The sequence below is a fragment of the Marisediminitalea sp. genome (assembly GCF_984433645.1).
The window spans coordinates 1-24,410 of the sequence record NZ_CFIDRX010000053.1 but is presented as its reverse complement, the minus strand read 5'-3'; the positions used below and the strand labels follow the sequence as shown (position 1 = coordinate 24,410).

The window sequence follows — 24,410 nt, the reverse complement described above, 5'->3', positions numbered from 1 at the left end:
AATCAAAGCGTTCGCGAAGGGCGGTAAGCAACCCCTTCTCACCGTCAAAACACTGCGAAGTGTGGAAGCCCTTTTCGGTGAGCAAACGGGAAACCTGATTACTGAGTGTTACGTCATCTTCGATTATGAGTATGCGGGTATTATTCATAGGAGTTCCATCACCGAATTTTTATTGATGATAATAATTGTTATTTGCGTTTGCAATGATCGTCGAGGCAAATGGGCAAGAGATTTCAGGAATATTTCAGGTTTTTGAGAGGATTTTCATGCCGGGCTTTTTTACTTTTGCACTGTCATTTTTAGTAGTGAGTGACTGTGAACCTTAACAAAATCAAAGTAAGGAAAGACCATGAAAGGTAAATTTAACGCAATGCTCGTCATCATCTTTGGGCTGTGTTTTTGTGCATCGGCTCAGGCGGCAGATAAAGTCAGGGAAAATGTAGATTACGTGTACGTCAGCGCTTATTCAGTGAAGTCGGGGCATTACGAAGAAGTGAAAGACATCATTCTGAATAACCTGATACCTGCATATAAAGCTGCAAAGCTTCCCGTGCCCACCGTTTATTTCATGTTGACAGGTGGCGTCCAGCTTACGATTATTTTTCCTAACCCACGTGGGCCGATTACGCTGTCGTTTGAAGAGACTATGGAGCAACAGGCTTTTCGGTCAGCTTTGGTCGACATTGTTGGTAGCAAAGACGACGCAATGAAAATGCTAAAACGGATCTCAGAGCTGGTAACCGATGTTGAATATAACCTGGCTTTCAAACACAAATAAAGGTATTTGCAGGTCGCGAAAACCGGCAGAGTTCTCTGTCGGTTTCTGTTTTGTGAATAACTAAATATGACAACCAGGCCAATCATTTTTGTATTTAGCCCATTGATTGCATATTATTTTGCCTAAAAAATAAACGTCAATCGAATAAATGGACGATTCAAAACAGGCTTTGCAGCTCGGTAGTCTCTCAATTTGCCCGCTTTCCAATACCGTATCGAGCCGCGATAAAACAGTAAAAGTTACGCCAAAGGTCATGTCTGTACTTGTATCATTAATTGATGCACAGGGAGAGGTACTAACCAGAGAGTACTTATTAGACAAACTATGGCCCAACCGAGTCGGCGCAGATGAAAGTCTGACAAGAGCGATATCTGACGTACGAAAGTGTCTGAAATCGTTAAGTTCTGATGCGGCTGAAGCCGTAGTGACTATTCCCAAGTGTGGTTATCAAATTGACTCTACTCGTTTGGAAGCCGCTTTCCCGACTGACAAGCCTGTTGCTCCAAACCATAGAAATCGACACTTCGCAATACTGTCATTGTTGGCGGGTGTTGTTCTGATAGCGCTTGTAGCGTTATTTTTTATGGCAGATAAGCCTCAACCTCGGCCGTCAATTGCAGTGCTGCCTTTCGTGGATATAAGCCCGGCGCCTGACAGTCAGTTTCTTGGTGCAGGCATAGCTGAAGATGTCCTTAATAACCTGACTCGTATTGAAGAGATTCTGGTTGTGTCACGGACATCGTCGTTTGCTTTCAACACCGAGCAGAACGCCACGCAGGATATCGCTGAAAAACTCAATGTAGATTATGTGTTGGAAGGGACAATCAGGCGAGATCATTCTCGCGTTAGAGTGTCCGCCAAGCTCATTGATACCAGTAATGGACGCAGTGTCTGGGCTAATAGGTTTGAGCGGGAATATCAGGATTTGTTTGCCTTACAGGATGATCTGTCTGAGGCAATTACCCATGCTCTGAAAATCAACCTGCTGAGCTCGGATCGAGGGAAAAGGGTGGGGATGACTTCATATCCCAGAGCTTACGAATTATTTCTTGATGGACGGGCCCTGACTTATCAACGCAATTCGAGTTCGCTTCAACAAGCCGAAGCATTGCTTAGTCAGGCTACGCTGCTCGACCCGGAATTTCACATGGCCAATGCACAACGCTTCATTGTGTTTGAACTGGCAAAGACATATGGTGGTTTTTCTGCAAAGCGCATAAATGAGCAGCAGGCGCATTTATATTTTGAACTGCAAGCTGCGCCGGACTTTCCTTTGAAGAAGCTGGTGAACGCCCAATATGCAAGGGATAACGATCAACCAGAGCTGTCTAAGCAGCAGATCCGCGAAGCCTATATTGAAGCGCCCCATGACCCTTATATTCAAAACTTTGCGATTAATTACCTACTGCCTGACAGGTCGATTTCTGACTATTTGCATGAACGCATTGCGTTGCTCAGGCGTAACCCTCTGGATACGGTCAACATGCTTAATCTGGCTGAAACCGCGTATATGGCTGGCGAGAAGACACTTAGTCTGGACACGCTCAATCAAATTACCCGTGTCGAACCTGAGGGACTGATGAATTTGATTGGCACCGTTACAAAACACTACAGTTTCAACCACGATCCCCACAAAGCGCTGGAGGCGGCATTGCAATATCAAGGACCACCCAGTGTCATTGCAGAAGATTTTATTGTGAAGCTATTGCTGGTTACTGGCCGGGTTGAAGACGCACTGGCGCATCTTCAGCAACACGTGGCGGAACGAACTGCTCCTTCTCCTCAAATGAAAAACCAGCTGATGTTTCTGTATCATAAAAAGCGGCAAGGTGTTTTGTCACCGCGTGTATTGTCATTACTCGCTGAGTTGCCTTTGTCGCGAAATGTGGTGGCCGAAATAAATATGATGCTGGATATACAATATGGTGACGCATCGTCTTTTGAGCAGTTCTATGGAGTGAATGGTGAAGTCGATGTGTTCCGGTTTAAGCAACTGATGAGCATACCCAACGATACCGTATTGATGTATGCCGCCATAAAAAAACGACAGGGGTATTCTGAGTACGCCCGTTCATTGGCGGATTATCCGGCTATCGAAGAACTTAAATGTAACGACAAGGCATTACGGTACCCGAACATCATGTGTGTGCTGGTAAGTTACTTACGTGAATCGGGCGATGAAACTGAGGCTTTCAGAGAGTTTCAGCGTTCTTTAAAAGTGTTACATGTACGGCATATCGGTATGGAGATGTTTATACGGACTTCACCGATTTACTACGGCGTAAATCAGCACCCTCAATTCAATACCGTCGCAACAGATTTTCTGAATAATACCTTCGAGCAATGGGGCGGCGGAGTTGCAACGGTACGAAAAGACGATTTAGCGTTGTAACAGTTATGAATCAAAACTGTTATGCTGTTGGTCTTCTCTCACATGACGAAACACGATGGCCAAATACGAGCAGCTTGCCGAACAACTGGCAACACAGATCAAGCAGGGTGTCTGGCAACCTGGTGAGAAGCTGCCGTCTCTGAGAAAGCAATCGGCCATGACCGGGTTTAGCCTGATGACTGTGCTCCATGCCTATCAGTTGCTGGAAAGCCAAGGCATGCTTTGCGCGCGTGAACGTTCAGGCTATCGGGTTGCTGATGCTATTGAGACTACCGGCAATACCGGGGTAATGCAGTCTGCCGAATCTGTCAGTGTGAATGATTTCGTGTTTGATGTGCTGCAGGCGTCCCGCGATCCGCATATGTTCAGTCTGGGTTTCGCCTACCCGGATCCATCCCTTTACCCCCGACAACATCTGACCAAGTCGCTTTCTGCGGCAGCCAGGCAAACTACGGTAACCAGTGCGCTGGATAACCTTCCTCCGGGTAATCAGGCATTGCGTCAGCTGATTGCACAGCGTTATGCGGCGCGAGGGGTAAATATTTCTCCAGAGGAAATCGTCATCACCGCGGGCGCGCTGGAAGCGTTAAGCCTGAGCTTACAGGTGGTAACCCAACCCGGCGATTGGGTGCTCATTGAGTCGCCTGCTTTTTATGGCGCAATGCAGGCCTTGGAGCGGCTGGGGTTGCGTGCTATTACTGTAGAAGTTTCGCCAGACAGGCGTCTAAATCTGGCTGCTGTAGAGCGCGCACTGCAAAGTAAGCCGGTAAAGGCCTGTTGGTTAATGTCGGCATTTCAAAACCCGGTAGGGGTAAGCCTGTCCACAGAAGACAAGCAGGCTTTGGCAGAGCTATTTGACAAATACCAGGTAGCATTGGTGGAAGACGATGTATACGCGGAATTGTATGCAGGAAAGCAACCTCTGCTGCCGCTTAAGCACTACTGCCAACATGGCAATAGTTTGTTGTGTTCGTCGTTTTCAAAGTCGTTGGTAGCCGGATTTCGAATCGGCTGGATCGCAGCAGGTCAACATGCCAAAGCCATTCAAAAACAGCAATTGCTAAGCACTATCTCGACCAGCGTGCCCGTGCAACTTGCTTTGGTGGATTATTTAGAAACTAAAAACTACGAAAAGCACCTGCACCAGTTGCGTCGAACACTCGCGCGCCGTAAATGCGATATGTTTGAGTATTTGAAAACACACTGGTCATCATTTGCCACGGTGCATCATGTGCCTGGAGGCTATTTCCTGTGGGTCGAATTTGCACCGCAGGTAGATACGCTGGCTATTTATCATCTGGCCTTGAAACTGCGAATAACCCTGGCACCCGGAAAATTGTTTTCACTAAACGGCGAATACAGCCACTGTTTACGCGTAAATGCCTCTTTTGAACTTACGCCTGCCAGGCGACAGCTTCTGGAAAAACTCACCACTCGGATTCAATTATATTTAGCACAGTTTTGAGTTGAATCTGTTCTAGTTTTTCTTATTGCATCTGTACCTTTTCGCGTAGAGCCAAACGCTTAAAATCCGCTCGTCAATCATTGAAAGGGTGGGATAGCAAGTGAGCGTTAATCTTCCGGATGAAAGTGCGATTATTTTTAAAGTGCCGGTTGCACAAGACAAAATCTACATTCGGGAGCAGCAGGGCTACTATCAGCGCCTGCGTCGAACACTGAATATCCTGTTAGTCGCACTCTTTATAGGTTTACCGTGGATTTCCTGGCAGGGAGAGCAAGCGATTCTGTTCGATGTTGGGGCTCAAACCCTGCGCTTTTTTGCCTGGGTACTGTACCCACAGGATCTAATGGTGTTTGTTCTCCTGTTTTCCCTCGCGGCGTTTGTGTTGTTTTATGTGACCAAAAAATACGGCAGAGTATGGTGTGGATTCAGTTGCCCGCAAACCGTATGGACACTGCTATTTAATTGGGTTGAGCGGCGTATTGAGGGAACCCATCATCAAAGCCGCGCACTCGATAATCAGCCTTGGAGCTGGAAAAAAGCGGGCCTCAAAAGTGCTAAGCATCTTGCCTGGGCAGTGATTGCAGGCTTAACCGCAATGGTGTTCATGTCGTACTTTTATCCAGCTAAAGCGCTTTATTCAGATGTACTTACCTGGTCTGCCTCTGCGCTAATAAGCGGCTGGGTTGTGTTTTTTGCGGCTTGCACATACATAAACGCAGGGTGGATCAGAGAGAAGATGTGCTTGCACATGTGTCCGTATTCCCGCTTTCAGTCAGTTATGTTTGATGCACAAACGAAACTGGTGACCTATGACGTCGCGCGGGGAGAGCACCGTGGACCAAGAAAGCGCATAGCCAAACCCAGAGAGTTAGGTGACTGTGTTGATTGTAATTTATGCGTGCAGGTCTGTCCGGTGGGTATCGATATTCGCAACGGCTTACAGTATGAATGTATAAATTGCGGGTTGTGTGTGGATGCCTGTAATCAGGTGATGGACAAATTTCAGTATGCCCGTAATCTCATTAGCTTTGCTGCGCTGAAACCAGGCAGAACAGTAAATGCGGCGCTAATCCTTTACGGTGTCGCCATTATGGCAATGGTTGTTGGCATGGTGGTATGGGCAACGAACAGAGTTGATTTTGAAGTGAATGTTGCTCGAGATCGTCAGCAACTCTACCGGGAACATTATTCTGGCTTAATTGAAAATACGTTTCGTATAAGTGTGTTGAATAAGTCAAATCAGGTGGCTGATTACCGAGTTGACGTCTCAGGGATACAGATTGACCAGCAATCGCAAACCGCAATAGAAGCCGTGGAACCCGGGGAAAAACGCGAAACGGTAATCACCTTGTCAGGTAAAAATACGGGCACGAACGACCGGCAGCATTTTTACCTAACAACAACCAATACCCAATCAGGTCAGACGGTGGAGCGTGAAGTGGTGTTCATTTATCCCGCAGCGGAAAAATAAGTAAATAAATTAGAGGCTTATTTTTTGTATGAGCCAATTAGACAAAAAATGTAGCTATACGGTTTTTTAGTGAAATAAATGCCAGAAAAATTGCAAAAAAAGAATTCTGTGCAACACTTTCACTATTCTAATCGTGCCTGCAGCTAAGGGTCGACACTATGACTGATTTCAGTCAATACAAAGTCCGGGTGAAGTTTTCCTTCCCAATTATTGTTATCTCCACCTTGTTTCTGGTGGTGGCGGTTATCAGTTGGATCGCGTTATCCAGCCTTACCTCAGAGGCAAGAAACATTTCCACGCGTTATATGAACTCAGTGAGTTTAACGCTCAACGCTGATCGCGATTTGTATCAGGCTTACACAGCTCTACAAGACATGATCGTTACTGCGAGCCAGGGATCGTTAGATATTAGCGCCCAGATCGACGACTTTGAAGAGAATGCGAAGCAAGCGCTCGACCGCATGAATCAGGCAAAGCCTGTGATTGAAAATGACCCGGCTGTATCAAGGCAGATTTCCTCTTTTAAAGCAGATTTTGATACCTGGTACGCGCACTCCAAACAGTTAATCGCACTTGTGCAGGCCAATGATATTGGTCAGGCGGTTGCCTTGCGTGACACTGAGGTGGCCGGGAGTTTCGACCAATTACGCAGTCACTACGATACGCTGGGCGAGGCGGTGAAAAACAAAGCGGATGCGCTGACGTCCAATATGAGCAGTGATGCCACCTTGTATCAGACTATTTTAGTGTTTGCCGCTGTTATTACAGCGCTAACCTGCGTCGTTTCTATTGTGTACGGCCCTCGTCTGATAACCGACCGACTGGATAAACTGATTCTGGTGATGCGTGACATCAGCCAAGGCGATGGAGACTTGCGAAGTCGCCTGGATGAAAAAGGCAAGGACGAGCTGTCCGACATTGCCCGGGCGTTTAATGTGTTTATGCAAAACCTGCAGCAGCTTATCCAGCTTGTACAAGAAGACTCAACCAGCCTGAACGATGCCGCTGCAATACTGAAGCAGTCGTCTTCAACCGTCACCAATGTGTTTCACCAGCAAAATGAAAATCTGAACCAAATTGCAACGGCAGTGAATCAGTTAAGCCACGCCGTGAATGACAATGCAGGTAACAGCCAGCAAGCGTCTGAGAATATGAAAGTGGCCTCTGAAGTGAGCACTTCATCTAAATTAGTGGTGAGCGACTCGGTGAAAAACGTTACCAATTTGTCTGACTCTATCACTAATGCAAAAGGGGTTATTAGCAGCCTGGCGAAAGAGTCGCAGAATATCATTGCAGTTCTGGATGTTATTCGCGGTATCGCAGAACAAACCAACCTGTTGGCGCTAAATGCTGCCATTGAAGCGGCTCGGGCTGGTGAGCAGGGCCGCGGCTTTGCAGTGGTTGCCGATGAGGTTCGAACTCTGGCCAGCAGAACGCAGCAATCCACGGAAAACATTAATGAAATGCTGGGTCGATTAGAACACAGTGTGAATGATGCAGTTAATGCTATCGAACGGGGTTCCAATGAAGTAGAATCCGTCGTCGCCGTATCAAGCCAGTTAGTCTCGGCATTTGACCAGGTGAGCCAGGCGGTTGATCAGGCTAATGAAGTCATTTATCAAATCGCGACAGCATCTGACGAACAACGTCAGGTCGTGGGCGAAATCAACGCTAACGTCTCTTCATTGCATTCGTTAGGCCAACAGAATCTATCAACAGTAGAAAGCAGCGGAAAAATCTCAGACAGTGTGAACGACACCGTTCAGCGCCTTAACCAGAAGATTGGCCGGTTTAAGACCTGATATAGGCCTCGCGCTTTTACTTTGAACGCACACAATTCTCCAGGGGACTTTTTATGAATTACATTAACCCATTTCGCGGCCGGGTTACCGGGTGCAGTGCACGTCGTAACGGCGTAAAACGCCTGGCGGGTATTGCGCTGGCATCGTTAATACTGGGAGGGACCGCTCAGGTAAGCGCGGCAGAGAGCCCCAAATACGAGTGGTCCGGTGAATGGAACCTGCGCTTCGAAAACCTGGTTAACCCCTTATTTCCCACAACCTCTTCGGCCGTGCACCAGCACAACCAGCGTTTGTCGTCCAAGTTCGAGCTAAAAGGCAGTGTTACCTGGTCGAATATTCAATTGGTGGGCGCGTTTGCTGACTCTCGGGTTTACCTCGATAACGATGATCCGACTTTAGGTCGCTCACAGGTAAACACCTTTGAGCCTGTGCAATTTCAGATTGGCTGGCTCGGCGATACCAAAGGTAACACCGACGGGCTGTATATGAAAAAGATCAGCGTAGGCCGGTTTGTACTGGATCACGGTAGTCGCCGTCTGTTGGGCAGTGGCTATTTCCGAAACGCGCTGAATTCATTCGACGGTATCGTCACCGACTGGCATTGGAGTGATTGGTCGGTAAGAGGTTTCTATCTGTTCCCGGTCTCTAGATTACCTTCTGACGCCGCCAGTGTTGACAACAACGAGCGAGCATTTGATAAGTCGGATACAGAGCGCCGTTTTTACGGTGTTTACGCCGAATCTGACGACAAAATGTGGCGTGTGCAAACCTATTGGTTTAACGAAGATGATGGCCCGGGCCTGAACACGCGCAACCGCGATTTATTTACCGTAAGTACGCAGTACACCAGCCCGAAAGGGAGTGAATGGCTTACCGATGTGGAAGTGGCGTTGCAAACGGGTACTCAACGCCAAACGACGGCCAGCGATGACGTAAACGACCTGGACCATTTTGCCTGGTTGCTGCATGCGTCCGTGGGCAAAATGATTGATAGCAAAACGTCGTTAAGTGCGGTTGTTGATCTTATTAGCGGTGATAACGACAGCAGCGATAACAAGAGTTCAGCATTTGACGGGTTATACGGTGTAAGACGATTTGATTTTGGACCAACGGAAGTTTATCGCTCATTTGCTCGACGAAACCTGGTGGGCATTGGCGCTAAAGTAGTAAGCAAATTTACCAGCAAAGACAATTTGCTGCTGCACTATCGCGCTTACTGGTATCAGAAAACACCTAACGGCAGTGACAGTTTCCTGGGTAACCAGCTTGAAATGCGCTGGCGTCACCAGATTACCAAACCTCTGCGTCTTGAGTTTGGCAGCGCCTACATGTTTAAAGGTAAAGCGTTGGAGCAAGGCGATTATCCGGGCGACACTGCCTACGTGTACTCAGGTTTCCGCTATCGTTTCTAAACGCCGGATGCCAAATCCATTGCGCCGGGCAAGTGCTGCCCAGAGCAATGAGAACACCGGGCCGCCCAGGCAAAACAAGGCCCAGGGTAAATACTCTATGGTTGCCACACCCAGTGTGGTAGCCATAAACAGCCCTGACACCGTCCAGGGCAATACCGGATCCATCAAGGTCACAGAGTCTTCAATGCTGCGTGACAAATTCACATTAGCCAGATTGCGTTCCGTGTAGGCTCGCTGATAAAGGTTACCTACAATCAGGCTGGTTACGCCGCCATGACTGGTAAGCGAAAGCAACGTGATGCCACTAATCATGGTACTTGCAATCAAGCTAAAGGTGCCCTTAACGGCTTTTAACATACCCTGAATAATCACATTTAATGCTCCCGTTGCCTGCATCGCGCCGGCCAGCAAAAATGCTGCGATAATAACAACCAGTGTTCCCACCATGGAATAAAGCCCGCCGCGTACTACCAGTTTTACAAACGCAGAGTTCGTTGCTGCGTCGTGCTGTAACTGGCCCGGCAACATGTCCAGAGAGAACCCATGCAAATACGCATTGACGCAATTTGCCAGTGAGAAGGGTTGTATGCTGACAGCAAGAGTTAGCGCCAGTAGAGTAGATAGCGTAATGCCCACTACCGGCGGCCATTTTTTAACGATGGCGGTGATAATTAACAAAGGGGGAAGTAGTTGCCACCATGCCGGTGAGAACGCCTGTTCAATTAAGTGACGCATTGCTTCCGTAGACTGCTGCGCACTGTTTGTGGCACTGCTGGATTCTGCAGGAATGAGCGTAAATATTACCAGCGCAATAACAAACGATGGCAGCGCGGTGTATACCATATGCCGAATATGCGCATAGAGATCGGCCCGTGCAGCAATGGCACTGATATTCGTTGAGTCAGAAAGGGGTGACATCTTATCGCCAAAACAGGCACCTGAAATCACCGCCCCAGCGGTTACCGGTAACGAGGCATCCATCACGCTCGCCAGTCCCATCAGGGCAACGCCAATAGTACCTGCAGATGCCCATGAAGAGCCGGTAAACAGGCTCATTACCGACGCGGCCAAAAATGCCGAGACATAGAGAAACTGCGGGTCGATTAGGGCAATGCCTAACCAGACAAACATGGGGATTGTGCCACTTAACATCCAACTGCCAATTAATCCGCCGATGGAAAGTAATATCAGTACGACAGGGAAAACATCGCCAAACTTTTCCACGGCCGCTGCTTCCATAGCCTGCCAATTCACACTTCGCGCATAGCCAATTAAACCCGCGACAATAGCCGCCAGTAATATAGCCACAACCACAAGTGTGCCGCCGAGTTCGGTAAATAGCGCGCCGCCTAAAAATACGCCCAGTAGCGTGATCAGCGGCAGAACGGCCAGAGCAAAAGGCATGTCAGAATGGCTACTTCGCATGATTAAGTGCCTGTGATAAATCTTTGATCAGTGTGCCTGCTGACTCCAGCCCAACAGACAAACGGATAAGGCCTTGTGGCAGTCCAGCGTGCTTCAGCGCTTCTGCGTTATCAGGCCGCTGTGGAGAAATCGCCAGACTTTCAAATCCGCCCCAGCTCACACCCATGCGGAAGTGCTTTAGGGCATTGAGTACGGCTGCAACGGTTGCATAGTCGTTCTTCTTCAGGCTAAAACTGAATAAACCGGTATAGCCCTGTAGTTGTTCTTCTGGCACGGAGGCATCTTGCTGAAGGGCCGGATGAAACACCGTTTCTACCGTATTTTGTTCTTGTAGGAACTGCGCTACAGCCAGGCCATTGGCTTCGTGTTGAGCCAGTCTTACTGGTAGTGTTCGCAGTCCGCGTTCAATTAAATACGCATCCATGGGGCCGATGGCAGCGCCATTTAGCAAAAACGTTTTAAAGAAAATATCCTTAAGCAGCGCTTCACGGGTAATGAGGGCGCCTGCCACTACATCGCTGTGGCCGCCAATGTATTTGGTGAGTGAATGCGCCACAATATCCACCCCCATCGTGATGGGCTTTTGAAGCAGCGGTGTGGCCCATGTGTTATCGATGCCGGTCAGAATGCCTCTTGCTTGTGCAATGGCAACAAGTGCTCTGATATCCAACTGCGTAAACGTCATGGTACCAGGACTTTCAAACCATATGAGTTTGGTGTTGGGTTGAATGGCCTGTTCAGCCTCGGCTAAATTCCCCGACGTGATAGAGGTAAATGTCACCCCGAAGCGCGCCAGTTGCGTAGCAAGCTGTATGGTAGGGCCGTAGACCTGATTCACAAACAGGATATGATCACCCTGACTGACCACCGCACTGATTGCAGCGCTAATGGCACCCATGCCTGAGGCAAAAAACTTACAGGCTTCACCTTGTTCCAGTGCTGCCAGCTTTTGTTCCACGCTGGTCATCGAGGGATTTCGTCCCCGGCTGTACACTGGTGTAGTGAACTCGTTGGCTAATCCATGGGATAAGTCTTCAAAGCGGTCAAAGGAAAACAGTGAAGTTTGGTGAATTGGCGTGGAAATGGGCTGGCTGGCTGAAGCAGCCTGGGCGGTTTCGTCTTTCAGATGGCCGCAGCAAATATCTAAATCCTGGGGGGATAATTTCATGGTCTGTCGTCGTGTTGTGTATTTTGTTTATTTTTTATCACCTTAGCGCGAACACCGAGAGAATGGCAATGCTGAAAAATAGAATGGGCTAAATCGAGTAAAAAAGCCGATGAAACTGTGAAGTAACATCGGCTTTTGCGCTAATCCGCATGATGATTAGCCAGGTCTGCTGACCTGTGTACTCGTTGAGTGTTGCTTTTATTTTTGCGACGCGATCCAGTCGTCTACCATGCGCTCCAGAATATTCAGTGGTACTGCGCCATTGCCAAGAATAACGTCGTGGAAGGCGCGGATATCAAATTTGTCGCCCAGTGCGTCTTCGGCTTTGGCGCGTAGTTCAAGAATTTTCAGCATACCGATTTTGTAAGACGTTGCCTGACCCGGCCAGACAAAATAACGGCGAACTTCAGCCAGAATTTGCCCTTCAGACACCGGCGAGTTATCGCGGAAATACTGAATAGCTTGTTCTTCGGTCCAGCCCTTTGAGTGAATGCCCGTGTCGACCACCAGACGAATTGCACGCCACATTTCTGACACCAGACGGCCAAATTCAGAGGTAAGGTTCTGATAGCCACCCATCTCTTTTGCTACCGTTTCGGCATAGCGCGCCCAGCCTTCTACGTAGCTATTAAAGAACGAAGTGGTGCGGAATTTGGGTACGCCTTCCAGTTCCTGAGCAATGGATATTTGCATATGGTGACCAGGATTGCCCTCGTGATACGCAATGGCTTCCATTTCGTTCTTGGGCATCGATGTCATGTCCAGCAAGTGTGCATAATAGGTGCCTGGTGTGCTGCCATCGGGCGAGCCCGGGAAGTAATGCTGCGGCGCACCGGCTTGTTCGCGATAAGGCTCAACGCGTTTCACTACCAAATCTGCTTTTGGCAAAATGCCGAAGAACTCTGGTAATTTTGCTTTGATGTTGTCTAAGTAAACCGTGGTGTCGTCGATATAACCCTGGCGACCCTCGTCAGTATTCGGATAGTAAAAACGTTCGTCAGTGACGTCAGACTTAATATAAGAGAAGAACTCATTCAGCGTGCCGTCGAAGCCGACTTCGTTTTTCACTTTTTCCATTTCTGCCAGCAAGCGGTCCACTTCGCTCAGACCAATATTGTGGATCTCATCAGCCGTCAAATCAGTGGTCGTACGCATAAACAACATGGCATTGTAATAGGCGTCGCCATCTGGCAGCGATGACGCACCCTTTGCATCGCGTGGGATGTTAAGTAAGTCGCTTTTAAACCAGGTTACTAATTTTCCATAAGCAGGCAATACGTTGTCTAACAGCGCTTGTTTTGCCTGCTCGATATAAGCGGTAGCCTGTTCTTCGTCAATCTCGCCACTTTCTTGCAGCGCTGCAATTTTCTTCTTTGCGTCAGCGAATAAGGCAGAATCAGTGTCGCTCTTTTCATCAAATGGCTGCCCTGAAATGACTTTCTCACTTTGGCTGATAACCCCTTCATAAGCAAAGTAGGGCGCTTTTACCCCTTCGTCAGCATTGATTGCTGCCTGGGTGGTAAGCTGCTCAACGGCTCTGGCGACGCCTTTCAGGCGAGAGATGTAGGCGTCCATATCACTGCTTTCTTCCACTTTGTGGTAGTTGATCAGCATGGTAGGCAACATGGATTGTGCGCCGTTCATCTGCGTCAGTACGTAACCGCGGCGGCTGAATGGCTGCATCACTTTGGCTACTTCGTACTGATACATCCACAGATCGTAAGAAATCTTAGCTGACTCATCCAGCTTGTCATAATCGAAGTTGTTTTTTAGCTCTTCAACGGTGGCAGCACGCCATGCAAGGCGTTTTTCCTGAGCTTGCTCAGACATGTCGTCGATTTGGTCGTATAAGTCCTTGCGACCCAGGCGAGTCATCATGAGCGGCGAAAACTGCAGTTGCTCTTCGTATTTTGCATCAAACCAGGCGTTGAGGCGTTCAGACTCACTTTGCTGCGGGTGCTCGATAGCAGTTCTGGCGGTTGTTTCCGCATTGGGCGTGGGGGCCTCCGAACAAGCTGACAGCGCAAGGGCCAGCGTGCTTAAAATAAAGAGTCGTTTCATTGTTATAGTTCCCTGGATAAATGCTTTTTATTTTTGCAGCAGTAAACCGCGAGGCGCATTTTGAATCAAATTTTAAATGTTACCTGTTGTGTCTTGAGACAGAGACGCAGTGAACGACTGGATTCGCGCTAGCCCCTCGTGCAGGTTTTGTTCAGACGTGGCATAAGACAGCCGAACGTAACGATCTGCATCTTTATCGCCAAAGTCATTACCCGGTGTGAGCGCAACACCGGTGTCGCTGAGCAATTGTTCACAAAACGCCATTGACGACAACCCCGTACTGGCAACATCTATATAAACGTAGAAGGCGCCGGAAGGCGCTACGGGCACGGTCAATCCGGCTTTTTTAAGCCCGTTAAGAACGATGTTGCGGCGGGTGAGTAATGAGAGTCGCCTTTCTTCACACAGCGCCAGCGTATCAGGCGTAAAGCAGGCGAGCGCGGCAAGTTGCGCAGGTGTAGACGGGCAGATATACAGGTTTTGTGCTAGCCGTTCGATCACCGGTACCATGTCATCCGGCACAATCATCCAACCCAGTCGCCAGCCAGTCATGCCGAAAAATTTTGAGAAACTATTGATAACAATAGCGCCATCATCTACAGCAAGAACGCTGCGTGCCGGCCCCGGCGTGTGGTCACTCAAATCCAGATAGATTTCGTCGATTATGCGCCAGGCCTGCTGTTCCCTTGCAAAAGCACACATCTTGTCCAGCTCATCCAGTGTTACGGCCGTGCCGGTCGGATTGGAAGGTGTGGCGATCATGAGGGCCTTGGTGTTGGCGTTCCAATGCGTCGATACCAGTTCATTGTTTAACTGAAACTGGCTGCTTGCGTCAGTGGCTACCAGATTAACCTTGCCGCCGAAGGTTTTTACAAACTGACGGTTACAGGGGTAAGACGGGTCGCCCATTAACACTTCATCACCGGGGTTGACCAGGGCCGCACAGGTCAGTAACAAAGCGGCAGAAGCGCCTGCCGTAACAATAACCCGGTTTGGGTTGATGCTGATATTGTGCTGAGTTTGATAAAAGCCGGCTATGGCCTCGCGAAGTCGCATGTCGCCCAACGCGCCTGTGTAAGGTAGTTGGTTTTCAGCAACAGCTTGTTGCATAGCTTGCTGAACCGCAGGCGGCGCCCCAAAGTCGGGTTCACCAATGTTCAGTCGAATAACGTTGTGGCCTTGATTTTCTAATGCGGTGGCCTTTTCTCCAAAGGCCATAGCGAAAAACGGGGCGATGGCATTCGCCCTGTCGGAATATTGCATGTTGAACTACTCAAAAATGGGGGGTTACTGTAACCAGCCTGCTTTCACGCCGCGCTGGCTCACTACCACCAGAAGAATGGATATGATCACTACCACAGCAGGCAGGATCACAACACTTGGCCCAAGCAGGGCTATCGAATCGATAATAACAAACTTATAAAATTGCTGTACCAGTACACCGGCCAGCGAAACAACCAGTAACGGAAACGCCAGCTTTTTGCCAAGCGCCAGCATCAAGCTGCCTAACAAGCCTCCGAATACGGCCAGTGCATAAGCCACCATCGACCAGGTTGGGATGTTTTTATAGGCTTCCTGCTGGGCTTCGGGTAATTGAGCAATCATTTCCGGAGTCATAAGTAACTGGCTAACGAATGCCAGTACACCCATTGCATTCCATACCACCATTACCCAGGCAAATATCTTGGTACCTTTCGTCATTGTTGTCATTGTTATCGGTCCTCAGAAGGTGTTGTGTTCGATATCCACTATACGAGCAAACGGCGTGGGTTCGCAAAGCATTCTTGTTAATTTTGAATGCACCAAAGGTCAACAAACCCGAGACGGGTGAAGTTTGGTTTGTGTTGGTGCATTGGCTGAATTTTGCTCACCAACCCTGTGCGAAGTGGAAAATCTCATTGAAAACAGAATGTAAACTTTTTGTATTTTATAGAAAGTATACGATATTAAATTTGCAGGCTGCCGTCGTGAATAGTTTATTCGTCCCAAATTTCGGGGTGCTGTAAATGGTTGGTACGGACCTTGACTCTTGTTTGTCATCACCGCCCATGGAAGTCGCGGGATACAACAAAAAGGGTTCTCCCCGGAATTAGACTGAGACCTGAATAAATTATGATGAAGCAAGTAAAAAACAAATCGTTTTCCTTAACTGTATTGGCTGGCGTAATAGGCCAACTGTTATTTTCTGCGCAGGCAAATGCGCAAGCCGCCGATACTGAAGCCTCTGCTACTGAAGAAAAAATCGTGGTAGTGGGGCGACGCGTGTCGCAAACCGATATTGCTATTGGTACTGATGAAGCGACCAATACCATTGCTGTTACCCGGGAAGAGTTGCTGTCTGCGCCTTCCGGTATCTCCGGCCTTAAAATGCTGGAAAGTCTCCCTGGCTTTAACGTACAAACGGATGGTGCGTTGGGGCTTTATGAATTTGGTAACTCCGTACAGGTACGTGCTTTTCAGTTAAGCCAAATGGGCTTTGTGCTGGATGGTATCCCGATGGGCCGTTCCGATGCGTTTGGTGGTAGCCCTATTTTCCGCTACGTAGACAATGAAAACCTGGGCTCTGTTGTTGCGTCTCCCGGTGCGGGCGATGTTTCGGCTTCCAGCTATTCGTCACTTGGTCCGATAGCCTCCTACAATACCGTAAGACCATCAGAAGAAATGGGCGGTATGGTGGCGGTCACGGTGGGCGACTTTGACCTACAGCGTACATTTGTAAAACTGGAGACCGGTGATATTGACGGCTTCCGCGCTTATGTAAGCCGTTCTAAAACCGATAGCGATTTGTGGCGTGGCCCCGGCACTATCGATCGTGAACACATCGAAGCGAAAGCCCTTTATGAGTTTGGTGACAGCTACATTCAGGCCACCATGGTGTCGAATGACTTCTTTGATTATGACTCACCCTCAGCACCGGCTTCGACCTTTGCCAGCAATTATTACTATGGTTACCAGGAGTCTATTCCGGAAGGGTGCGTAAGCGCGGATCCGGGGGTTTATGACTTCAATGGCGACGGTACCATTGACGACAGTGATTTTACCCCTGTTTTTACCGGCTCTAACTGCACTTCTTACTACGAAGACCGCATCAACATCCGCGACGATAAGCTTTACTCGTTGGGTTTTGGTACTTATCTGTCGGAAGATATTCAGCTAACCGCAACAGCCTATTTTGAAGACAAAGACGGCTATGGGGTATCACCAGACAGCTACACCAACTCGTTGGGGATCTATGAAGATCAGGCCGCTGCAGGACTGGATGTTGTTCACCCTCGTGGTGTGCAATACGGCTTGTCTACTGTAGGCGGAGAACGCGAAGGCCTGGTAGCCGGTGTAAGCTGGTTTATGGGTGATCACAAAGTCGAATTTGGTGGCTGGGTAGAGCAGGATACTTACAACCGCACGCAGGCTCGACTGAATAAAACTGGCGGCAGTGCCGACGGCGATGTGATTTGGGACGAAGTGGTTTATTACCGTCGTGATTACACGGCAGTGCGCGATACTACGCAGCTCTATCTCAAAGATACCATTAGCTTGTTGGACGACGATTTAGTGCTCGAAGTCGGCATGAAGTCGCTATCCATTGATTACTCGCTGGACGGTTATCGCGACTACAACGATTATGAAATTGATGGCGAAGAAGGTTACGGGCCGCAACATGTTGAAGCGGACTACACCAATAACTTTCTGCCAATGGTGGGGGCGGTGTACCGCTTAAACGACACGGACCAGCTATTCGCCTCAATTGCTCAAAACTATGCCTTACCTGCGGGGACTGACGACATTTTTGACAACGCCATTGGTTTCGCCGCTGAAGCGCCTAAAGGCGAAGAGTCGGATAACATTGAGTTTGGTTACCGCACAAACAGCGAGAACTACAACGGTGCAGTAGCGGTATTTTACACTCGCTTCGACAATCGCTTGATTGCGAGCAGTGTATTGAACCCGGCCACGGGGCAGCCAGAGACATTCTATGTAAACGCAGGTGCATCAAAGGCTTACGGTATTGAATTCAGCGGTGTATTCCAGCCTGAAATGTTCGACCGGGAGCTGTATTTCAATGCCAACGTGTCTTACAAAAAAGCCACACTGGTTGACGGCTTTGGCAGCAACCCCGCTGGAAGTCAGTTACCAGACAGCCCTGAATGGCTCGCGACAGGTGGCGTGACATACGAACCGACAGAATGGTTAGTCGCTAACTTCTCAGCTAAATACACAGACACCCGGTACACCGACTTTAACGAAACCTATGAGCTGAAGAGCTACCTGGTTGCTCAGGCTTATGTGGATATTGGTGGCCCCAACAGCTTTGGTATGCCTGAAAATATGCGCCTGCGTTTTAACGTAGACAACGTGTTCGACAAGCAGGTGATGTCGTTTGGTTTCACCGGGTCATCATTCGGCCGGCCGTTAAGTCCACGTACTTTCCAGGCAACGCTGACGGTGGATTTCTAATATGAAAAAGTTTGCAATAAGTGTGTGTGCAGGTGCGGTGGCTGCGTTAAGCAGCCCCGCATTCTCCGCTATCGATCAACGCACCAGTCATGCCATGCACGAAGAACTGATAGTCATGGATACGCACCTCGATACTCCAGCGCTGCTGGTGCAGCCTGGTTTTGACATCATGCATGAGCATACTTACGACAGTGACTTTTCACAGGTAGATGTACCGCGCATGAATGAAGGCGGGTTAGATGGTGGCTTCTGGGTTATCTATACCCCGCAGGGGCCAGTTACCGAAGACGGATTTAAGTCTTCCCGTGATACCGCGTTGCTGCGTGCTATGGCTATACACAACATGGTTGCCGCTAACCCGGATACCTTTGCACTGGCAACTGAGCCAGACGATGCAGAAAAAATTGTGGCTGACGGCAAGAAGATTGTCTATGTCAGTATGGAGAATGCTTATCCGCTCGGTGAAGACTTAAGCTTACTGGATACGTTTTATAAAATGGGACTGCGAATGGTTGGGCCGGTCCATTTTAAAAATAACCAGTTTGGCGACAGCTCCACCGATCCGGATGGGCCTCAATTCGACGGTTTATCGCCGCTCGGAGAGGCCCTGGTAAAAAAAGCCAATGAACTTGGCATTATACTGGATGGCTCTCATTCCTCTGATGCATTGCTGGAGGACATGATTGAACTGTCGAAAACGCCGGTCATTCTTTCTCATTCCGGCACTAAGGCAGTGTATGACCATCCGCGTAACGTGGACGATGCCTTGCTGAAAAAGCTGGTGGCTAGCGGCGGTGTTATTCATGTAAACGCATATAGCTCTTACCTGACTGAACTGCCCAGTGATCCCGAACGCAGAAAAGCCTTTGGTGTGCTGATGAAGCAAATGGGCAGCCTGTCTGATATGACGCCAGAGCAAATAGCGGCGTTTAAAGCGCAGCGCAAACAGATTGAAATGGAACACCCGGCGGTGAAAGCCACCTTTGAGGACTACATGGCGCACTTCCTTCATATCCTGAAAGTAGCGGGGCCTAAGCACACAGGTGTTGGCGCTGACTGGGACGGTGGTGGTGGTGTCGAAACCATGATGGACGTCGCTGCGCTGCCTAAAATTACCGCGCGTTTGCTGGCTGAAGGCTATAGCAAAGAAGATTTAGCCGATATATGGGGCAACAATGTCCTGCGCTTATTACAGCAAGCCCAGGACTACGCAAATAGCCTGAAGGAAACAGCAAAAGAGTAGAAGTTTTAGCTTGTATATCTCCGTAAACATAGCAAGCATGGCACGTCATTTGGCGTGCCTTTTTCATTGCGTTGAAAAAATTTAAAAATAAATGTCAGGGTTTTGTCGTGCCTCTCGACTATAGGGGTAACTGACTTAAAAGGAGAGATTCATGACAACCCTAACCAACACCACTTCTAACGACGTAACAACCGCTAAACAAACTAACAAAGACAACTCGGCATTCGCTGTGCTGGGTGACTGGCTGGCACAAGGTGCTCGTGTATATCGAAATGCACCGATAAGCCTGACGCTGACTTCTCTGGTGCTGATGATTATCGGCGGACTCGTACAAGGATTGCCTGCGCCTTACGGCATGTTTGCCTCTAAATGGTTATCGGCCGGCTTAATAACACTACTTTGGCCGTTGACCTGGCATGTACTGCAAAACGGCAAATTCAGCCTGCGCAGTCTGAAGCAATACAGTGGTTATCGATATTTACCCGCGCTGGGCGTGTTAATGATGTTACCTTTTGCTTCACAAGTAGTCTTCGGTGCATTGGCGTTTGGTGCGCCGGGTGTGGACCTGGTGTTGTATCAGGATATGACGAACTTTAGCCGTATTCACGTAGCGAGTGTACTCATGGCCTCTGCACCACTGGGTTTACTGATGAGCTTTATCCCTGCTTATGTACTGATTAAACAGGCGTCACTGAAAACGGCTACGGTAGAAGGTATTAAACTGGCCTTTCGTGCAATCAAACCACTGTCGCTGTTAATGCTGCTGAATATGGCGCTGATGTTCAGTGTGCCTTACACCTTCGTACTGAGCGCCATCTTAGTAGGTCCGCTACTGTTCTGTGTGAATGTGGTTGCCTTTAACTATCTGATTGGCGAAGATACGCAAACTAAAAATAACAATAATTCAGCTAGTTAAGGATAGATGTGCTGACCGAAGCTCAATGCGACGAGGTAGTCAAAGAATACGCGCCCATGCTGGCGCGTATCGCCTCTTCATACGAAAATGACAAACATCTGCAACAGGATCTGTTGCAGGAAATCAGCTTAGCGGTATGGCGCGCCTGTGCCTCGTTTAGAGGCGATGCCAGCGTAAAAACCTTTGTGGCAAAGGTGGCCCACAACCGCTGTGTTGATTACGTAATAAAAGCCAGTAACCAGACTGACAGCGTTGAATTGTCTGACGGCATGTTAATTAGCCAAAACAGTGACAACCAGGAAAAGAGTCGGGATTTAATGTCGGCCATTAACCGCTTATCACTGTCACTCAGGCAGGTTATTACTATGCAACTTGAGGGATTTACCTACAGCGAAATCGCCAGCGTGCTGGGTACTTCTGAAGCGGCTGTAACTAAACGCGCCGGGCGGGCAAGAGCGTTACTGGAACAACTATTGGGCAGCAATAACAATGGATAATCAGTTTGAACAATGGCAGGCCGCGTATCAGCAACAAACACCCAAGGTGGATACCTCGGCACTGCTCAACGACCTAAAAGCAACCCATAAGAAAGAAACACGAAAAGCCTGGGTTGATCTTATTTCGGGCATCGCGGTTAGTATTTTTGTGTTGTACACCGCTATCTTTTTAACCAATAGTGCGCTTTCTGGCATGTTATTGGGAGCTGTCGTTCCTGTGCCCTTTGCTTTTTCGCTATGGTCTTTCCTGCTAAGAAAGCAGAAAAGTGTAGCAGATACGCAATCTGTATCTGTATTGTTGGCAGAGAAAAAGCGTCAACTAATTAATAAAGTCACTTATTGGCGAGTCTCTGCAGTCGGGATTACCGTGCTTTGGAGTCTGCTTTCCGGCGTCTGTGCCTGGTTCTGGCTCGGCGGGGACGAGCAATCAATGTGGTTTGTATTGCCCGTCGTTCAGTTGGCGATAGTTGTTGTCACCTGGGTGAGATATAGCATGGTAAAGCGTCAGCTACCTGAACAGTTAAAGACGATCGAAGCGCTTTATTCACCCTCAGAAGAGTGAGTAAGCCCAGGGTCGTCGGCGTTAGTGGCGGTGAAGCTTTTTGCAGGGTAAAGCTGCCTCTGTTCTCGCTATTAAAAACTTGGCAAGGTATTTGAGTGTGATTTGGATATGACTTTCAAACCACAAAAAATTGACGCTCATGAGACTACCTACCAAAAGTTTAATTGCCAAAATCGAATCACTGTCAGCACAAATGAACCCGGAACAACTCAGAGACTTTCTGGATGTACTGGACTCAATGGCCGTCATGGTGGAAGAAGCCAAAGCCCTGCCACCGTCAAAAGAAACTCAAAATCTGGCGAAGTTGAAAGTAGAGTTGCACTAAGCGGCAGACATCCTGGTATTGATAGACCGGTCCTCTGCAAATCTGGATTGGTTGGAGTGGTCAATGGGTCTGTATTTGGCAGGCTCAATGTCGCAACGCGCCATTTTTAATGTTGTTTCGCTCGAATTAACAACCCGTCATTAATTTATGCTCACTTGCTGGTAAATTATTCTGAGACTCCCGCAATGTGATAAATCCACCGCAATCTTCGCTGATAGCTATGTTCACTGCGGGCTTAAAAATTAATGCAGGTACTTATGGTACTGAACGCCAACCCTCTACTTTGGCTTTTAATTCCGAAGTCATAAGACGCAATTTGGGTTTGAGTTCCTCGGTTTTCTTTGAGATGGTTCGTTTTACGTCCCTTGTAAGTGCAGATGATTGTGAACGCATTTTCTGACCAAGGGGAGATTGGTAAAATGCGATAATTTGGTCGAGTTCCTCTTCACTGTAATAGTTCAGATAAACCTGCCCCAGTTGTTGCTCGAGAGACGGTTCGTTGAGCTTTTCAACAAGCTCGCTTTCCAGTTTAGACAAGTATTCGTCAAGAAGTTGCCTTTCTTCTGACGCAATCTTCAAACGTTGTTCAACTAACTTCCCTGTTTGTTGTTTTATTTGATGCACTATTAGTTTTTTAATGTCATCTCCACCCAATATCTCAGATACATAAGCGGCCTTTTTCAGGCTATCTTCATCCGCGAACGTGAGCGCGCTAAACAGCGCAAATACAGCTAAAAGATATTTCATCAAAGATCCTTTTGATTTAAAGATATATTTTTCGTCGAAAGATATCGTGAATCACGATTCATACAAAAATCTTAAGGTATCAGTAACTACCAAAGCAATGTTTACGTCAATAGCATTGGGGTAGCTAGAACCTATTCTGATTTTGGGGCGATACTATGCTAAAACTCACTGTTGGGTAAATACTGATTTAGCTAATATCACTATTTTAAAGAATGGTAGCGCGACTTAAGAACTAAGGCGTAAAAACAACGGTGCTTCGTATTACGTTGGATCGCCAAATTATCAGTATTTCGTGCATACCATTAATGACTGTACCTTGCACCAGCATGCTATTTTTTTTCCTGTGCTCTATTCCTGTTCCTCTGATATCGCAACGCGATTCAGGGATGACGTGAAAGGTAGTCAGATGTGGTGAATATGAAAACAAAGGAATGGCTAGATATTTTAATTCACATAACATTCGTCGTTTGCTAAATAAAAATTAGCTTTCCCCTCAGCGATATAGCTCAAAAAATACACTTTTTATGACAAGTAAGCTTTACTTTTGTCTTTCTTTGATTACTATATGTAAAGTTCGTTTTACTTTTTGTAAGGTTTTGAAGATATGAGTAACGATACAGGCATGTCCTGGCAACAACGTAACACCAGAAATGTACGCCGGTTAGGTATGTGGACAGCAGCCTGGCTCGTGAGTCTGGCGGCGGTGTTTTTCGGGCATAAATACCTGTGGGATGGTAATCAGGCCCTCACCGCTGCGGTTGTGGGAATTAACGTAGTGTTGGGTGGTTTTATGATTTGGGCCAACAAGCAGCACTTACTTGGTCTGGACGAATTGCAGCGAAAAATGCAGTTAGAAGCCATGGGACTGTCTTTGGGGGTAGGTATGGTACTTGGCTTTGCCTATTCCGCGCTGGACTCGACAGGTGTTATTCCATTTCGCGCTGAAATCTCCCACTTGGCGGTGATCATGTCATTGAGTTACCTGATTGGTTTGGCGATTGGAGTAAGGAAGTACCAATGAAAAACCGGTTAAAAGTATTGCGTGCAGAGCGCGACTGGACACAGGCGGATCTGGCTGAACGATTGGATGTATCCAGGCAAACTATCAACGCCATTGAGAAGGGCAAGTTCGACCCGAGTTTGCCGCTAGCGTTCAAGGCTGCCAGATTATTTGAATTGGCTATCGAAGATATTTTTCAAGATGAAGAAACAACCTGAAGGAACTGACTATGAATTATTTAAAAAGCTTATACACCAACCCCGAGTTATTTAGTGCCGTTATTTTTGCACTCAGTATACTGGCTATCAGCTATTTTGTGGGTGACCATGAAAATGCAGGAGTACTCATCTCGGTGTTGCTGGGGATTTACTTCGCGGTATTTCAGCGTGTTAAAGCACAACGCAAACACTGCTGTTAAGCAGGTTTGAAATAGCGAAAACAACGGAGGATTAACGATGAATATTCTGACTAAATTGAAATGTAGTTCGCATTTGCTTGTTGCTTTAACCTTTGCATTTACCATGTTGCTTTCTGCATTTTTAGTTGGTGAGCATGAAAATGCCAGCACGTTGGTACTGATACAAATTTGCGCCTACGTTATCGTTGCAGGACAAATTCCCAGAATCAAAACGGGCCCGAAGCCATGTAAACCTTGCAATGCAAGCGGAGCCTGAGCAGTGTCGACAAATGA

General features: G+C 48.0%; 21 protein-coding genes. 15 read left to right on the top strand and 6 right to left on the bottom strand.

Translation table 11 applies throughout. From position 1 onward, the window contains the following. The first annotated feature begins 349 nt into the window (after positions 1–349). The 6 genes from AC4MRN_RS08955 (at position 350) to AC4MRN_RS08930 (ending at position 9,320) form a co-directional block, all read left to right on the top strand. Complete coding sequence (locus tag AC4MRN_RS08955; RefSeq protein WP_073316870.1) at positions 350–778, top strand: hypothetical protein; 429 nt, start codon at positions 350–352, stop codon at positions 776–778. 148 nt (positions 779–926) lie between these two features. Beyond that, positions 927–3,170 carry a FlgO family outer membrane protein gene (locus AC4MRN_RS08950; protein WP_491203082.1) on the top strand — a complete coding sequence of 748 codons (2,244 nt, stop codon included), beginning with the start codon at positions 927–929 and terminating at the stop codon, positions 3,168–3,170. A gap of 55 nt (positions 3,171–3,225) precedes the next feature. Beyond that, a complete protein-coding gene (locus AC4MRN_RS08945; protein WP_073316865.1) occupies positions 3,226–4,635 on the top strand; it encodes an aminotransferase-like domain-containing protein in 1,410 nt (469 codons plus the stop codon). A 100-nt stretch (positions 4,636–4,735) separates the two neighbouring features. Beyond that, the gene (gene ccoG / locus AC4MRN_RS08940; RefSeq protein WP_491203081.1) at positions 4,736–6,106 is read left to right on the top strand and encodes a cytochrome c oxidase accessory protein CcoG; all 1,371 of its coding nucleotides are present in this window, start codon (positions 4,736–4,738) and stop codon (positions 6,104–6,106) included. A 158-nt stretch (positions 6,107–6,264) separates the two neighbouring features. After that, positions 6,265–7,908, top strand: a complete 1,644-nt coding sequence (locus AC4MRN_RS08935; protein ID WP_491203080.1) for a methyl-accepting chemotaxis protein — start codon at positions 6,265–6,267, stop codon at positions 7,906–7,908. A 53-nt stretch (positions 7,909–7,961) separates the two neighbouring features. Beyond that, positions 7,962–9,320: an alginate export family protein gene (locus AC4MRN_RS08930; protein ID WP_491203079.1), complete on the top strand. Its 1,359-nt coding sequence runs from the start codon at positions 7,962–7,964 to the stop codon at positions 9,318–9,320. Here the strand turns inward: AC4MRN_RS08930 and nhaC are convergent. The 5 genes from nhaC to AC4MRN_RS08905 form a co-directional block, all read right to left on the bottom strand. Beyond that, positions 9,297–10,745 carry a Na+/H+ antiporter NhaC gene (nhaC, locus tag AC4MRN_RS08925; RefSeq protein WP_491203078.1) on the bottom strand — a complete coding sequence of 483 codons (1,449 nt, stop codon included), beginning with the start codon at positions 10,743–10,745 and terminating at the stop codon, positions 9,297–9,299. The genes AC4MRN_RS08930 and nhaC overlap by 24 nt on opposite strands. Next, a complete protein-coding gene (locus tag AC4MRN_RS08920; RefSeq protein ID WP_491203077.1) occupies positions 10,735–11,913 on the bottom strand; it encodes a trans-sulfuration enzyme family protein in 1,179 nt (392 codons plus the stop codon). The genes nhaC and AC4MRN_RS08920 overlap by 11 nt, the downstream gene beginning before the upstream one ends. A 198-nt stretch (positions 11,914–12,111) precedes the next feature. After that, positions 12,112–13,974: a DUF885 domain-containing protein gene (locus tag AC4MRN_RS08915; protein ID WP_491203076.1), complete on the bottom strand. Its 1,863-nt coding sequence runs from the start codon at positions 13,972–13,974 to the stop codon at positions 12,112–12,114. A 72-nt stretch (positions 13,975–14,046) separates the two neighbouring features. Beyond that, entirely contained in the window at positions 14,047–15,237 is a 1,191-nt protein-coding gene (locus tag AC4MRN_RS08910) for an aminotransferase class I/II-fold pyridoxal phosphate-dependent enzyme (RefSeq protein ID WP_073316850.1), read from the bottom strand. 24 nt (positions 15,238–15,261) lie between these two features. Continuing rightward, a complete protein-coding gene (locus AC4MRN_RS08905; RefSeq protein WP_491203075.1) occupies positions 15,262–15,684 on the bottom strand; it encodes a hypothetical protein in 423 nt (140 codons plus the stop codon). 402 nt (positions 15,685–16,086) lie between these two features. Between AC4MRN_RS08905 and AC4MRN_RS08900 the strand changes: the two genes are divergently transcribed. The 6 genes from AC4MRN_RS08900 (at position 16,087) to AC4MRN_RS08875 (ending at position 21,972) form a co-directional block, all read left to right on the top strand. Next, positions 16,087–18,429 carry a TonB-dependent receptor gene (locus AC4MRN_RS08900; RefSeq protein WP_491203074.1) on the top strand — a complete coding sequence of 781 codons (2,343 nt, stop codon included), beginning with the start codon at positions 16,087–16,089 and terminating at the stop codon, positions 18,427–18,429. 1 nt (position 18,430) lies between these two features. Then, positions 18,431–19,672 carry a dipeptidase gene (locus AC4MRN_RS08895; RefSeq protein ID WP_491203073.1) on the top strand — a complete coding sequence of 414 codons (1,242 nt, stop codon included), beginning with the start codon at positions 18,431–18,433 and terminating at the stop codon, positions 19,670–19,672. A 151-nt stretch (positions 19,673–19,823) separates the two neighbouring features. Further along, positions 19,824–20,588 (top strand): hypothetical protein, encoded by a 765-nt coding sequence (locus AC4MRN_RS08890; RefSeq protein ID WP_491203072.1) that lies wholly within the window; start codon positions 19,824–19,826, stop codon positions 20,586–20,588. A gap of 8 nt (positions 20,589–20,596) precedes the next feature. After that, positions 20,597–21,085, top strand: a complete 489-nt coding sequence (locus tag AC4MRN_RS08885) for an RNA polymerase sigma factor (protein ID WP_491203071.1) — start codon at positions 20,597–20,599, stop codon at positions 21,083–21,085. After that, the gene (locus AC4MRN_RS08880) at positions 21,078–21,647 is read left to right on the top strand and encodes a hypothetical protein (RefSeq protein ID WP_491203070.1); all 570 of its coding nucleotides are present in this window, start codon (positions 21,078–21,080) and stop codon (positions 21,645–21,647) included. Before AC4MRN_RS08885 ends, AC4MRN_RS08880 begins: the two co-directional genes overlap by 8 nt. Before the next feature lie 139 nt (positions 21,648–21,786). Beyond that, entirely contained in the window at positions 21,787–21,972 is a 186-nt protein-coding gene (locus tag AC4MRN_RS08875) for a hypothetical protein (RefSeq protein WP_073316838.1), read from the top strand. A gap of 255 nt (positions 21,973–22,227) precedes the next feature. Here the strand turns inward: AC4MRN_RS08875 and AC4MRN_RS08870 are convergent, their stop codons facing one another. Then, the gene (locus AC4MRN_RS08870; RefSeq protein ID WP_491203069.1) at positions 22,228–22,719 is read right to left on the bottom strand and encodes a DUF2059 domain-containing protein; all 492 of its coding nucleotides are present in this window, start codon (positions 22,717–22,719) and stop codon (positions 22,228–22,230) included. Positions 22,720–23,323: 604 nt separating this feature from the next. Here AC4MRN_RS08870 and AC4MRN_RS08865 point away from each other — a divergent pair. Genes AC4MRN_RS08865 through AC4MRN_RS08855 form a run of 3 tightly spaced genes read left to right on the top strand, consistent with a single transcriptional unit; the run spans position 23,324 to position 24,137 of the window. Next, positions 23,324–23,740 (top strand): hypothetical protein, encoded by a 417-nt coding sequence (locus tag AC4MRN_RS08865; protein ID WP_491054667.1) that lies wholly within the window; start codon positions 23,324–23,326, stop codon positions 23,738–23,740. After that, the gene (locus AC4MRN_RS08860; protein WP_073316830.1) at positions 23,737–23,937 is read left to right on the top strand and encodes a helix-turn-helix transcriptional regulator; all 201 of its coding nucleotides are present in this window, start codon (positions 23,737–23,739) and stop codon (positions 23,935–23,937) included. The genes AC4MRN_RS08865 and AC4MRN_RS08860 overlap by 4 nt, the downstream gene beginning before the upstream one ends. An 11-nt stretch (positions 23,938–23,948) precedes the next feature. Continuing rightward, complete coding sequence (locus AC4MRN_RS08855) at positions 23,949–24,137, top strand: hypothetical protein (protein WP_073316828.1); 189 nt, start codon at positions 23,949–23,951, stop codon at positions 24,135–24,137. The last annotated feature ends 273 nt before the right edge of the window (positions 24,138–24,410 follow it).

Coding starts and splice junctions, on each gene's coding strand:
- AC4MRN_RS08955 (WP_073316870.1), top strand. CDS start 350: ATGAAAGGTAAATTTAACGCAATGCTCGTCATCATCTTTGGGCTGTGT.
- AC4MRN_RS08950 (WP_491203082.1), top strand. CDS start 927: ATGGACGATTCAAAACAGGCTTTGCAGCTCGGTAGTCTCTCAATTTGC.
- AC4MRN_RS08945 (WP_073316865.1), top strand. CDS start 3,226: ATGGCCAAATACGAGCAGCTTGCCGAACAACTGGCAACACAGATCAAG.
- AC4MRN_RS08935 (WP_491203080.1), top strand. CDS start 6,265: ATGACTGATTTCAGTCAATACAAAGTCCGGGTGAAGTTTTCCTTCCCA.
- AC4MRN_RS08930 (WP_491203079.1), top strand. CDS start 7,962: ATGAATTACATTAACCCATTTCGCGGCCGGGTTACCGGGTGCAGTGCA.
- nhaC (WP_491203078.1), bottom strand. CDS start 10,745: ATGCGAAGTAGCCATTCTGACATGCCTTTTGCTCTGGCCGTTCTGCCG.
- AC4MRN_RS08920 (WP_491203077.1), bottom strand. CDS start 11,913: ATGAAATTATCCCCCCAGGATTTAGATATTTGCTGCGGCCATCTGAAA.
- AC4MRN_RS08915 (WP_491203076.1), bottom strand. CDS start 13,974: ATGAAACGACTCTTTATTTTAAGCACGCTGGCCCTTGCGCTGTCAGCT.
- AC4MRN_RS08910 (WP_073316850.1), bottom strand. CDS start 15,237: ATGCAATATTCCGACAGGGCGAATGCCATCGCCCCGTTTTTCGCTATG.
- AC4MRN_RS08905 (WP_491203075.1), bottom strand. CDS start 15,684: ATGACAACAATGACGAAAGGTACCAAGATATTTGCCTGGGTAATGGTG.
- AC4MRN_RS08900 (WP_491203074.1), top strand. CDS start 16,087: ATGATGAAGCAAGTAAAAAACAAATCGTTTTCCTTAACTGTATTGGCT.
- AC4MRN_RS08895 (WP_491203073.1), top strand. CDS start 18,431: ATGAAAAAGTTTGCAATAAGTGTGTGTGCAGGTGCGGTGGCTGCGTTA.
- AC4MRN_RS08890 (WP_491203072.1), top strand. CDS start 19,824: ATGACAACCCTAACCAACACCACTTCTAACGACGTAACAACCGCTAAA.
- AC4MRN_RS08880 (WP_491203070.1), top strand. CDS start 21,078: ATGGATAATCAGTTTGAACAATGGCAGGCCGCGTATCAGCAACAAACA.
- AC4MRN_RS08875 (WP_073316838.1), top strand. CDS start 21,787: ATGAGACTACCTACCAAAAGTTTAATTGCCAAAATCGAATCACTGTCA.
- AC4MRN_RS08870 (WP_491203069.1), bottom strand. CDS start 22,719: ATGAAATATCTTTTAGCTGTATTTGCGCTGTTTAGCGCGCTCACGTTC.
- AC4MRN_RS08865 (WP_491054667.1), top strand. CDS start 23,324: ATGAGTAACGATACAGGCATGTCCTGGCAACAACGTAACACCAGAAAT.
- AC4MRN_RS08860 (WP_073316830.1), top strand. CDS start 23,737: ATGAAAAACCGGTTAAAAGTATTGCGTGCAGAGCGCGACTGGACACAG.
- AC4MRN_RS08855 (WP_073316828.1), top strand. CDS start 23,949: ATGAATTATTTAAAAAGCTTATACACCAACCCCGAGTTATTTAGTGCC.